Raw genomic sequence first — 12,342 nt, forward strand, 5'->3', positions numbered from 1 at the left:
CTGTCTCTATTCTCTTGTCTAACCTCTCTTGTCTACACAATATGGACCTCTATTTAGTAACCGACGAAGCTGCGTGTTTGGGCCGGGATTTGTTCTGGGTGGTTGAAGAAGCCGTGAAAGGCGGGGTGACGATGGTGCAACTGCGGGAAAAATCGCTCGCAACGCGGGCGTTTGTGGAACGCGCCAACCGCCTGAAGGAACTGCTGAAACCGTATCAGGTTCCGCTGATCATCAACGACCGCGTCGACGTGGCGCTGGCGAGCGATGCCGATGGTGTTCACATCGGCCAGAGCGATATGCCCTACGAAACCGTTCGCGCACTGCTGCCGCCCGGAAAAATCATCGGTTTATCAGCCGAAACGCCGGAACACGTTCACGAAGCGGAAAAATGGGATTTGGCTTATCTGGCTTTAAGTCCTTTGTACGCAACGCCTTCCAAAACCGATCACGCCGAGCCCTGGGGATTGACCGGTTTGCAGTGGGTGCGCGCCAACAGCCGCCATCCGCTGGTGGTCATTGGTGGATTGAATTTGCAAAATACGACCGAAGCCATTGAACATGGAGCCAACGGAATTGCGGTTATTTCGGCGATTTGCAGCGCCGAATCGCCCCGAATGGCGGCTTCTCAACTGAAAAACCGAATACAGATCGGACAAACGAAAACCGTATGAAACGTTACCCAACCGTGTTAACCATCGCCGGGTCGGACAGTGGCGGAGGGGCTGGCATTCAGGCAGATTTGAAAACAATTGCGGCCCTGGGAGCTTACGGAACCTCGGCCATTACGGCGCTGACGGCCCAGAATACGCGGGGTGTTCGGGCGATTCATGCCGTTCCGGCCGGTTTTCTGCGCGAACAACTGGAAGCGGTTTTTGAAGATATTACCATCGACGCCGTCAAAATCGGGATGATCAATACCGTCGAAGTGGTGGAGGTCATTGCCGACGCGCTGGACCGGTTTCGGCCCGCTTTCGTGGTTTTTGACCCGGTGATGGTGGCAACGAGCGGGGCCAAACTGATTCACGACGAAACGATCGACGTACTGAAAACCCGGCTTTTTCCGCGGGCCACGCTCATTACGCCCAACCTCGACGAAGCCCGGATTCTGCTCCAAAAACCGATCGAATCCGTTGATCAGATGCGGGAAGCCGCCGAAGAACTGATTGCGCAGGGTTGTCCGGCGGTTTTGCTGAAAGGCGGTCACCTTGTGGCGGCCCGGCTGTATGATGTGCTGGCGGTGCGCGGAGAACCGGTGCAGGTGTTTGAGTCGGACTACATCGACAGCAAAAATGTTCACGGAACGGGCTGCACGCTTTCGTCGGCCATTGCGACGCATCTCGCGTTGAATTACCCGCTCAGTGAAGCCGTTGCGCTGGCGAAAAAATACGTTTCTGAGGCTATTCAGGCCGGAAAAGACGTTACGACCGGCCACGGTTCCGGCCCCTTGAATCATTCCTATTCTCAAAAACCGATGGTAATCCGGTCATGACATTCACCGAACATTTGTGGGAAACCGCCCTGCCGGTTTACGAAAAAATTCAGGCGCATTCGTTCAACCAGGAATTGAAAGCCGGGACTTTGCCGGTCGAAACCTTCAAGTTTTATATTTACCAGGATTCGCTGTACCTGGCGGATTTTGCGCGGGCGCTGGCCGTTGCGGGAACCCGCGCCGGAACGAGTGACGAGTTGCTGGCATTCCTGCAGTTTGCGCAAAACGCCATTTTAGTCGAGCGCGCTCTGCACGAAAGCTATTTTTCGGAGTACCGGATTGACTTCCGCAGCGGCAAGGCGCCGGGTTGTTTTGCGTATACAAATTATCTCCTGGCCGCCAGTTCTTACGAATCCTACGAGGTGGCCGTGGCCGCGTTGTTGCCCTGTTTCTGGATTTATAAAAAGGTCGGGGATTACATTTACGCCCACCAAACCGCCCCGAATCCATATCAGAACTGGATCGATGCCTATGCCGGGGAGGAATTTGCGGTCGCTGTGAATAAAATCTTGACCATCGTCGATCAGTTGGGCGAACGCGCATCCGAATCCGTCAAAAACCGCATGACCGAAGCCTATCTGACTTCCTCCCGGCTGGAATATCTATTCTGGGACAGCGCCTACCGCCGGGAAACCTGGCCGGTTTAAACCGCTTATTTCGCAACGCCCGCTTCGGCCAGCAGCACCAGCAGCACATTTTGCAGCCCCAGAACGCCTTTGTCGTTCAGCCACCATTCGTTCAGGGCGTGAACGTTGCCGCCGACGCCCCCGCTGCCGATCGTGATGGCGGGAACGCCGAGTGAAATAGGCGTATTGGCGTTGGTCGAAGAAACTTCCAGTTTCGGAACCGCACCCAGGAAGGTCGAAACCGCTATCGCCCGTTGCACCAGCGGTACTGTCGGTTCGATTTTTCCGGACGGACGATCGCCGATTTTTTTGATGTCAACCGTCAAATCAGGGCCGCTGCGTTTCAGGCTGTTTTCTTCTTTCAACGCCCGCTGAACGGCGGTTTGCAGCAACTGATCGATGCCTTTGAGTCGTTCCGGACTCTCGGAGCGCATGTCAATTTCCATCCAGGACTCAAACGGAATGGCGTTCACCGACGTTCCTCCGCCGATCACGCTGACGCTGTAAGTGGTTTTAATGCCCTGTCGCGTGAATTTGTCGGCGTCGTTCGTAAAGTAATAAATGGCTTTCCCGAGCGCGCTGTGCGGATTGACAATGCCAAACGCGCCGTAGGAATGGCCGCCCGGCCCTTTAAACGTAACCCGGTAGCGGTACGAGCCCAGGCCCCGGTGGACGATTTCGCTGATACCGTCGCCGTCGACCGCGATGTAGGAACTAAATTTGGAACCGTTGGTTTTGAACAAATGCTTGACGCCCCGCAAATCGCCCAGACCTTCTTCACCTACCGCGCCGACCAACCAGACGTCGGCATCGGTTTCGATCTTCGCTTTTTCCAGTCCTTTCAAAACCGTTAGAATGGCCACCAGTCCGCGGGTGTCGTCGCCAACGCCAGGGGCGTAGAGCGTGTCGCCTTTCTGCTTCACTTTCACGTCGGTCCCTTCCGGGAAAACCGTATCGAGATGCGCTTCCACCACCACGGTTTTTTTGCCGGAGCGGCCTTTGCGTTTCGCGATCACGTTGCCGATTTCGTCGATCCAAACCGAATCCGCCCCGGCTTCTTTCAGCATCGCGGCATATTTTTTGGCTTTGGCGGTTTCTTTAAACGGCGGGGCCGGGGTTTCGGTGAGGGCAATCAGATCCTGTTTTGTCTGCGGTTCCAGCTCCTGAAACGTTTGAAAAACCGCCTTTACCGCCGGCCGATTCGCCAGCGCCTTGATCTCGTCGGTGTACCGTTTTTCCACGGCGACGGATTCCTGAGCGTACAGGAACGATGTTGATATACAAAAGAAGAAGCAACTAAAAACCGCTGATCTCATGGATTTGTGATGAAGAAAAACTTAAAAATAGGGATTAAAACGGAGAGTTTTGATAGGAACGGCGACCCAGCCGTGTTTCTGTCAAAATTTATAAACTGTCCGAAAGTGAAAGATGAAACCGTCCATTTGCGGACAAATCAATAAATAACCTTTAATTAAATAATTTGTAATCAATGAGTTAATCTTTTTGGTATACCATTTGGGATAATTTATATAATTGCCAATAGACCTAAACGACCATGTACAAAAACTACCTCAAAATTGCGCTCCGCAACCTGTTGAAGAATAAGGTTTTTTCGGGCGTAAACATTGCCGGGCTGGCGCTCGGTATAGCTGCTTTTGTACTGATTCTGGAATACATCAGTTTTGAAAACAGTGTCAACGGTTTTCATAAAAACCTGCCGACGCTGTACCGAATGTTGTGGCAGAACAAAACCGGCGACGTTTGGACGGACATGCCTCCGGCGGTGGCGACGCTGATGAAGGAAAAATTTCCCGAGGTGACCGATTTCTGCCGGGTGGTCGATAGTTCCATTTCCGGCATCGTAACCTCCGCCACCGGGCAAAACCGCCAGTCGCCCCGGTCGTTTCGGGAGACGGAAATTGCGTACGCCGACGCCAGTTTTTTCAGCCTTTTCAGTTTCCCGATTCTGCAGGGCGATGCGGCCACGGCACTGACCCGTCCCAATACAGTGGCCGTTTCGGAGTCGTACGCCCGGAAATATTTTGGCAATGCGAAGGCCCTAGGTCAGGTGTTGACCTTCAACAACCAGTTTGGCGAAGCGCTTTACACCGTTACGGCGGTTTATGCCGATATGCCGCAAAACTCGGATTTGAAGTTTGGAATGGTGTTTTCGCTGCAAACATTTGCGAATCCGGCCAACCTCAACGGCAACGACTGGGCGCGGCTCGACAGCTTCGACGGCGCCTATCTGATCACCTATTTGCAGTTGCCCGAAGACGCGGATTACCGGAAACTGGAGGATAAATTCGATCAACTGAAAAAGAAAATCCGGCCTGAAGACGCCAACCGGATGGTGCTGCAACCCGCCAAAAATATTCACCTGGGGGCGTCGCTGAGCGATCCGTACCCAACCACCGGCAACCTGGGGTTTGTCTATTTACTGGGCGGTATTGCGGTTTTGATTCTGGTCATTGCCTGGTTCAATTACATCAATCTTTCGACCGCCGGAGCCTTGAAACGGGCGAAGGAAGTGGGCGTCCGGAAAGTAATCGGCGCGGGGCACCGGCAGTTGATCGGGCAGTTTCTGGGCGAATCTTTTTTGCTGAACCTGCTCGGTTTCGGGCTGGCGCTGATGCTGGTAATGACGCTGCAGCCGGTATTCAACGAACTGATTAAAAAAGAGTTGTCGCTGAATCTGCTGACGTCCAATGCGTTCTGGCTGGCCGGTTTAGGGCTGCTGCTTTTCGGCGCACTGGCATCAGGTGGGTATACGGCCTTTGCCCTGACGTCGTTCCGGCCGCTTCAGACGTTGAAAGGGGCTTTTGGGACGAGTGCAAAGGGCGGTTCGCTGCGGAAAACGCTGGTGGTTTTTCAATTTAGCGTGTCGGTAGTGCTCATCATTTGCACGTTCGTGTTGTACCGCCAGTTGCGGTTTATGCAGAACCAGAATCTGGGCGTCAAGCTGGATCAGCGCGTGGTGATTCACGGGCCGGAAGTGGGGAAAGATTCGACGTTTAAAGCCCGGACGGCGGCTCTGGAACACGAACTGGACCAGTTGCCGTACATCAAAAGCTTTTGCAGTTCGGGCACCGTGCCGGGGAATTACTACAATTTTTCGACCAACGGTATTACCCGCCAGAATCCGGCTTTGGGCGACGATAAGAAAACGTATTCGATGGGTTTCATCGACGCGAAATTTTTACCGACCTACGGAATTGCCCTGGCGGCAGGCCGAAATTTTACGACTACGGAATGCGAAGCGGGTTACGTAAAAAGCGGCAAACTGCTGGTCAACGAAAAGGGAGCGAAGTGGTTGGGTTTCAAGCCGGCGGCCGATGCAGTGGGCAAAATCATCAACTGGGGAAAACCGTTTGAAATTGTCGGCGTCGTGAACGATTACCACCACCAGTCGCTTCAGAAAGCGATTGATCCGATCATTTTCATGCCCCAGAATCACGGCAACTGGCTGACGATCCAGCTTTCTACCGACCGTATTCAAACCAAAATAGCGGATCTGGAGCGGCTTTACAAAGCGAGTTACCCGGGCAATCCGTTCGAGTTCTTTTTCGTGGATGAGAATTACAACAGGCAGTACCAGACGGAGCAGCAATACGGCCGAATTTTTATTACGGCTTCGCTGCTGGCGATTTTCATTGCGTGCCTGGGCTTGTTCGGACTGGCGACTTTCCTGACCGAGCAGCGGACAAAAGAAATCGGCGTCCGGAAGGTGCTGGGCGCGTCGGTGGGCAGCATCGTGTCGCTGCTTTCGAAAGATTTCATGAAGCTCGTTCTGCTGGCGTTTGTGATTGCTTCGCCCATTGCCTGGTACGCAACCCGCTACTGGTTGCAGAACTTCGAATACAAAATCGATCTGGAATGGTGGCTGTTCGGCCTGGCGGGCGGTCTGGCCGTCCTGATTGCGCTGGCGACCATTTCCTTCCAAAGCATTAAAGCCGCCCTGACGAATCCGGTTTCCTCGCTGCGCTCGGAATAGAAAGCAATTAAAAATGAACAATTAACAATGAATAATCAAAGGGTGCCATTCGGATTCACCTCTTCATTATTCATTGTTAATTGTTCATTTCAATCAAACTTAACTTTTTTTAACGTCCCCATCTTCCGGCTTGTCCGTACCTTGGCACCCGGATCATGATGGACGACCATGCTGCAAAATTACCTGAAAATTGCCTGGCGAAGCCTGCGGAAAAACCGGGGCTTCAGCTTTATCAACATTCTCGGGTTGGCCGTCGGAATGGCGGTGGCCATGCTGATTGGCTTCTGGGTCTGGGACGAACTGACCTTCGACCGGTTTTATAAAAACGAAGCCAACCTGTACCGGGTGATGCTCAACCGGACGGCCAACGGCGAAACCACGACCCAGCCTAACGGCCCCCTGCCGCTGGGCGATGCGCTCCGCAACGAAATCCCGGAAATCAGGCGCATAACCGAATCCCTCAATACCAATATGCGGGCCGAAGCCGGTCTGAAAGCCGGTGACAAAAAACTGATGCGCAAAGGGCAGAATGTGGGGAGTGAATTTTTCGGGATGTTCGATCTGCCGATGCTGTACGGCAACCCGACGACGGCGCTGAAGGACCTGAATTCCATCATTCTGACCGAGCAAACCGCCGAGGCTTTGTTTGGAAAAACCGATCCGCTGGGAAAAACCGTTCGGCTGAACGACGCCTTTGACCTGAACGTGACCGCTGTACTGAAAAAGTTACCGGGTAACACCGCCTGGGATTTCGATTTTATCGTGCCGTTCAGCCATCTGGAAGCCAATACACCCTGGATGCAGAGCAGCCGGACGAACTGGAACAATAACATCATCGAATACCTGGTCGAGCTGCACCCGAATGCCGACCGGGCCGCCGTCGATTCCAGGCTGAAAGGCATTCTCAAACGGCACAATCCGGAGTCGATTTTTGAAGCTTTTCTGCATCCGGTCGAACGCTGGCATTTATACGGCGAGTTTGAAAACGGCAAAAATACCGGCGGTTTTATTCGCTACGTGCGGCTTTTTGCGATGGTCGGCTTAGCGGTTTTGCTGATTGCCTGCATCAATTTCATGAACCTGGCCACGGCGCGGTCCGAAAAACGGGCGAAGGAAGTGGGCGTCCGGAAGGCGGTGGGCTCGTTTCGATCGCAACTCATCGCGCAATTCCTGAGCGAGTCGATGCTGATTGCGGGTCTGGCACTCGTGCTGGCCTTGGCGCTGGTACTGGTTTTCCTGCCGGTGTTCAACGAATTTACCCAAAAACAACTGCGGTTTCCGTGGCTGCAAACCGGTTTCTGGCTGCTGGCGTTGGGTTTTACGATCATTACCGGCGCGTTGGCGGGCAGTTACCCGGCTTTTTATCTGTCGTCATTCAACGCCGTGCGAGTTTTGAAAGGCAGCAATCGGGCGGGCAGGAATGCCAACTGGCCGCGTAAAGTATTGGTCGTGGCCCAGTTTACAGGTTGTATTGCCTTCATCATCAGTGCGATACTGGTTTACCAGCAAATTCAATATGCGAAAAACCGCCCGATGGGTTACAACCCTGACCGGTTATTGACGGTGGCGCTGACGAACGATCTGAACCGGAATTACGACGCCGTTCGCAATGAACTGCTTCGGTCGGGTGCGGTCGAAAATGTAACCAAAGCCTCCAGTCCGGCAACGACGATTACGGGCGACACGAGGGTGGACTGGTCCGGAAAAGCGCCCGACGAAATCATGCGGCTCAACCTGATCGGCGCATCGCCGAATTACCTGCAAACGATGGGCATCAAGCTGAAAAGCGGCCGCAATTTTTACCCCAATAATTCCGATTCGTCGGCGGTCATTCTGAACGAAGCCGCCGTTCGGGCGATGCGGCTGAAAGAACCGCTGAACCAGGAAATGACGATGGTCTGGAATCCGGGCCGGAAACTGCACGTGATCGGGGTGGTCGAAAACTCGATCATCGAATCGCCGTATACGCCCGTCCATCCGCTGATGTTGCTGCCCAGCCAGCCTTTTGAAAGTTACCTGATTTTTCGGCTGGCAAAACACCTCAACACGGCGGAAGCGCTGGCGCGCATCGAACCGGTTTTTCAGAAACTCAACCCGGCTTATCCGTTTGATTATCAGTTCGTCAATGATGATTATAACCGGAAGTTCCGGCAGGAAGAACTGGTCGGAAAACTGGCGGGCGTTTTTGCGGTTCTGGCGATTTTCATTGCCTGTCTGGGCCTTTTCGGTCTGGCGGCTTCCCTCGCCGAACAGCGTACGAAAGAAGTCGGAATTCGCAAAGTGCTGGGGGCCAGTGTGGTGAGTTTGTGGGGGTTGCTTTCCCGCGAGTTTGTGGGGCTGGTGCTCATCGCCTGTCTGCTGGCGTCGCCCGTTGCCGCTTACGTCCTGAACAACTGGCTCAATCAGTTTGACTACCGCATCAGCCTGCCTCTCTGGGTGTTTGCCTTGTCGGGCGGTTTGGCTATTCTGATTGCGTTACTAACGGTGAGTTTTCAAAGTATCAAAGCCGCACTCATGAACCCGGTGAAAAGCCTGCGTTCGGAGTGAAAAGAATAGGGCATGGGGCAGAGGGGTTTGGGCCAGGGGTCGTTTCCAGTTCAGCCGATTTCCCTTCTCTCCATGTCCTTTAAACCCTTTGCCCCAACCCCTCTGCCCCATGCCCTAAAATTCGTATCTTTAATGATCCGGAACTCAACTGCAAAAGCTATGGATGCGCGGGGTTTGATTTGGTGTGTACTGGGGCTGGCCGTCTGGCAAAACGCAGCCGGGCAGTCGAAGGTGGGGGTTGCCAACGGACTGAAAGGGGAGTATTTTGTTGGGACTAATTACGAACGCAACGTATTTACCCGAATCGACCCGGAAGTCAATTTTGACTGGGAATACGGAACTACGCCGGGCCCCGGCATCGGGCATTCGTATTATTCGATCCGCTGGACCGGGAAATTGTACGCGCCGAAAACCGGTAGTTATAAATTTATGGCGACCGTCGACGATGGCATCCGGCTTTGGGTGAACGGCAAAAAAGTCATTGAAGTCTGGGAACTGAATGATAACAAGACGTTCCGGGGTGAAATCCGGCTGGTTGCGGGACGGTATTATGACCTGCGGGTCGATTTCTTCAACGCCCAGCACGGCGGAAGTATTAGCCTGTACTGGATACCGCCCAACCAGACCGGCCTGACGAACCTGACCCGCGACTTTTTGTTCCGAACGGCACCGCCTAAAACCGTGGCTTCCACGGGTGGTAAAAAACCGCTGCCGGTTTTGCCCAAAAAGCCAAAGGCCACGGCAGTTGCCACCGTTCCGAAAACGCCGGACTGTTTTGAGCGCCTGAAAACCGGTGATAAACTGGTACTCAATCAGGTTTTTTTCGTGCAAAGTGAATACCGTCTCCTGCCGGAATCGTACACGGAACTGGATAAACTGGTTCAGGCTTTGAGTCGAAATCCCGCGCTGCGAATTGAAATCAGCGGGCATACCGACAACGTAGGTGATCCGCGGCTGAATCTGGCGTTGTCCGAAAACCGGGCCAGTGTCATTTCGACGTACCTAATCCGCAACGGAATTGATAGTCAACGAATTGAAGCCAAAGGCTACGGCGGAACCCGGCCCATCGCCGACAACGCTACGGAAACAGGCCGGTCGAAAAACCGCCGGGTCGAGTTTGTGGTGAGATGAACGCCCTCTGTCCGCAAATGGCCGGAAAATCGTCCGTTTACGGACATTTTATTTGATCAATAAGAGTGTAAGATATTGACAGCTAGTAAGTTGTTTTTTCTGGTATACCGTTTGGGAGAGAAAGGAAACGATCGACTTTTCTTCTTAACCCATGCTACAAAATTACATCAAGATTGCCTGGCGGAGCCTCCTCAAAAACCGGCTTTATTCGTTTATCAATATTTTCGGCCTGGCGCTGGGCATGTCGTGCAGCCTGCTGGTCGGGCTGTGGGTAAACGACGAACTGAGCTATGACCGGTTTTTACCGCATCTCGATGATATCTACTATGTGCGGACGAACAGTGTCAGTGAAGGTAAAACGTATACCGGTACGCTGACGCCGGGTCCGGTGGCTGGCGTCCTGAAACGCGATGTGCCGGAAATTCAGTACGCAACCAAAGTGCAGTTTCCGGAGGAAAAGCTCATCAAGGTGGGTGAAAAATCGACGAAAGAAAAAGGCTTTTTCGCAACGAAAGACTTCTTTCTGGTGTTCGATTTTCCGGCCATTGCGGGCAGCCCGCTGATGGCGCACGCCAAACCGGATCAGATTATCGTTACCCGCAAAATAGCCGAAAAATTCTTCGGAACGACCAATGCCGTGGGCAAGCGGCTGCATTTCGACAACACGACGTATTACACCGTAGGAGCGGTTCTGGAAGACATTCCTCGTAATTCGAGCCTGCGGTTCGACTGGCTCATCAATTACGATGTGCAGGAGCAGGACTGGAAAAAAACCTGGGGAAATTTTTCGTTTCTGACCTACGTGCGGCTGGACGGAAAGGCGACACAGGCCAGGGCCGAAGCCAACATGAAACCGATTTTCCGGCGAAATACGGACTGGAAAGAAGCCCCGACGCTGGTTCTCCAGCCCATGAAGGAAGTGTATCTATACGCTGAATACGAAGACGGAAAAGCGGTGGGCGGGCGCATCGAATACGTCCGGATTTTTGCGTTGGTGTCCGTATTTATTCTCTTGATTGCCTGCGTAAACTTCATGAACCTGGCGACGGCCCGTTCGGCCGGGCGGGCGAAGGAAGTGGGCGTGCGGAAGGTGGTTGGGGCGCTGCGGTCGTCACTGATCGGGCAGTTCATCAGCGAGTCGGTACTGACGAGTTTGCTGGCGGTTTTGCTTTCATTGGCGTTCGTGCTGCTGGTTTTGCCCACATTCAATGCGGTTTTTGCCAAACAACTTACCCTGAACCTCGCAAATCCGGTGCTGTGGGCGGGCATGCTGGCGTTGGTGCTGATCACCGGTTTTGTATCGGGTAGTTACCCGGCTCTGTTTCTCTCTTCGCTCCAGCCGATCCGGATTCTGAAAGGGACCCTGAAATTTGGCGTCGGGGCGGCTTTGTTTCGCCGGGCACTGGTCATTTTTCAGTTTACGCTGTCCATTTTCCTGATCATCGGCATGCTGGCCGTGGAATACCAGATGGACTATATCCGTACCATTAACCTCGGGCTCGATCGCGAAAACGTCCTGTACGTACCGCTCGAAAACGAAACGTACAAACGGATGGAAGTCTTCCGGCAGGAACTGATCCGGACGCCCTCCATTGCGTCGGCTTCGGCGAGTATGAGCCTGCCCATGAACATCGAAGCCACCTCCGGGGATTTGACCTGGCCGGGTAAAAAGCCCGATCAGGGCTCCAACGTATCGACTATGTCGGTGGGTTACGATTTCCTGAAAACCATGAACATCAGGCTGGTCGACGGACGCGATTTTTCGAGCGACCGTAAAGCCGATTCGGCCTCGTACATCATCAACGAAGCGGCCGCTAAAATGATGGGCATGAAGAATCCGGTGGGCAAACAGGTCGGTTTCTGGATGGGCAAAGGACCGATCATTGGCGTCATGAAAGATTTCCACCTGCAATCGCTGCACAGCCCGATTACGCCCCTGGTGCTGACGTTGATACCGGTGAACACGAGCTACCTGCTGGTGCGTCCCGAAAAAGGCAAAACCGCCGAAGCCATCGCCGAACTGGAACGGGCAACGAAGGATTTCAACCCCGATTATCCCTTTGAATACCATTTTCTCGACGATGCCTACGAGCGGATGTACCGCAGTGAGCAACAGGTCAATACGCTGATCAACTACTTCGGGACGCTGGCGATTCTGATTTCGTGCCTGGGCCTTTTTGCGCTGGCGGCCTTCACGGCGGAGCAGCGCAAAAAAGAAATTGGCGTCCGGAAAGTGCTGGGCGCGTCGGTGGGTAGTCTGGTTGCGTTGACCTCGAAAGACTTCCTGAAACTGGTGGTGGTGGCAATGGCGCTGGCGTCTCCATTGGCGTGGTGGGCGGTTTCGAAATGGCTCGAGACATTCCAGTACAGCGTCCAGTTATCCTGGTGGCTCTTCGTCACGGCGGGCGTGCTCGCCTGTTTGATTGCCTTTTTAACGGTCAGTTATCAGTCGGTCAAAGCCGCATTAACGAATCCGGTGACCTCACTTCGTTCGGAATGAACAATGAATAATTAATATCGGGCAATTAATCCTTGACTGTCAGCAGGTTAGCCTG

General features: G+C 53.6%; 8 protein-coding genes. 7 read left to right on the forward strand and 1 reads right to left on the reverse strand.

The window, feature by feature from the left end; all coding sequences use genetic code 11:
• Positions 1-41: 41 nt before the first annotated feature.
• From thiE to tenA, 3 genes are read left to right on the forward strand one after another with little or no spacing between them, the layout of a single operon-like run.
• A complete protein-coding gene (gene thiE, locus GJJ30_RS23285; RefSeq protein ID WP_154177599.1) occupies positions 42-671 on the forward strand; it encodes a thiamine phosphate synthase in 630 nt (209 codons plus the stop codon).
• Entirely contained in the window at positions 668-1,489 is an 822-nt protein-coding gene (gene thiD / locus GJJ30_RS23290) for a bifunctional hydroxymethylpyrimidine kinase/phosphomethylpyrimidine kinase (protein ID WP_154177600.1), read from the forward strand. The genes thiE and thiD overlap by 4 nt, the downstream gene beginning before the upstream one ends.
• A complete protein-coding gene (gene tenA, locus GJJ30_RS23295) occupies positions 1,486-2,136 on the forward strand; it encodes a thiaminase II (RefSeq protein ID WP_154177601.1) in 651 nt (216 codons plus the stop codon). Before thiD ends, tenA begins: the two co-directional genes overlap by 4 nt.
• A gap of 5 nt (positions 2,137-2,141) precedes the next feature.
• On the opposite strand, the gene GJJ30_RS23300 is transcribed toward tenA, so the two are convergent.
• The gene (locus tag GJJ30_RS23300; RefSeq protein ID WP_438821608.1) at positions 2,142-3,356 is read right to left on the reverse strand and encodes a M20/M25/M40 family metallo-hydrolase; all 1,215 of its coding nucleotides are present in this window, start codon (positions 3,354-3,356) and stop codon (positions 2,142-2,144) included.
• Positions 3,357-3,670: 314 nt separating this feature from the next.
• On the opposite strand from GJJ30_RS23300, the gene GJJ30_RS23305 reads away from it, so the two are divergent.
• The 4 genes from GJJ30_RS23305 to GJJ30_RS23320 all read left to right on the forward strand — a co-directional run bounded on the left by GJJ30_RS23305 (position 3,671) and on the right by GJJ30_RS23320 (position 12,287).
• A complete protein-coding gene (locus tag GJJ30_RS23305; RefSeq protein ID WP_154177603.1) occupies positions 3,671-6,109 on the forward strand; it encodes an ABC transporter permease in 2,439 nt (812 codons plus the stop codon).
• Between the two features lie 168 nt (positions 6,110-6,277).
• Positions 6,278-8,656 carry an ABC transporter permease gene (locus GJJ30_RS23310; RefSeq protein ID WP_154177604.1) on the forward strand — a complete coding sequence of 793 codons (2,379 nt, stop codon included), beginning with the start codon at positions 6,278-6,280 and terminating at the stop codon, positions 8,654-8,656.
• A 159-nt stretch (positions 8,657-8,815) separates the two neighbouring features.
• Complete coding sequence (locus tag GJJ30_RS23315; RefSeq protein WP_154177605.1) at positions 8,816-9,787, forward strand: OmpA family protein; 972 nt, start codon at positions 8,816-8,818, stop codon at positions 9,785-9,787.
• Between the two features lie 151 nt (positions 9,788-9,938).
• Positions 9,939-12,287, forward strand: coding sequence for an ABC transporter permease (locus GJJ30_RS23320; RefSeq protein WP_154177606.1), 2,349 nt, complete (start codon positions 9,939-9,941; stop codon positions 12,285-12,287).
• The last annotated feature ends 55 nt before the right edge of the window (positions 12,288-12,342 follow it).

Source organism: Larkinella terrae, assembly GCF_009668025.1.
Lineage (GTDB): Bacteria > Bacteroidota > Bacteroidia > Cytophagales > Spirosomataceae > Larkinella > Larkinella terrae.

Bases quoted from the DNA above. Each gene is read 5' to 3' on its own strand.
- thiE (WP_154177599.1), top strand. From the start codon at position 42: ATGGACCTCTATTTAGTAACCGACGAAGCTGCGTGTTTGGGCCGGGAT.
- thiD (WP_154177600.1), top strand. From the start codon at position 668: ATGAAACGTTACCCAACCGTGTTAACCATCGCCGGGTCGGACAGTGGC.
- tenA (WP_154177601.1), top strand. From the start codon at position 1,486: ATGACATTCACCGAACATTTGTGGGAAACCGCCCTGCCGGTTTACGAA.
- GJJ30_RS23305 (WP_154177603.1), top strand. From the start codon at position 3,671: ATGTACAAAAACTACCTCAAAATTGCGCTCCGCAACCTGTTGAAGAAT.
- GJJ30_RS23310 (WP_154177604.1), top strand. From the start codon at position 6,278: ATGCTGCAAAATTACCTGAAAATTGCCTGGCGAAGCCTGCGGAAAAAC.
- GJJ30_RS23315 (WP_154177605.1), top strand. From the start codon at position 8,816: ATGGATGCGCGGGGTTTGATTTGGTGTGTACTGGGGCTGGCCGTCTGG.
- GJJ30_RS23320 (WP_154177606.1), top strand. From the start codon at position 9,939: ATGCTACAAAATTACATCAAGATTGCCTGGCGGAGCCTCCTCAAAAAC.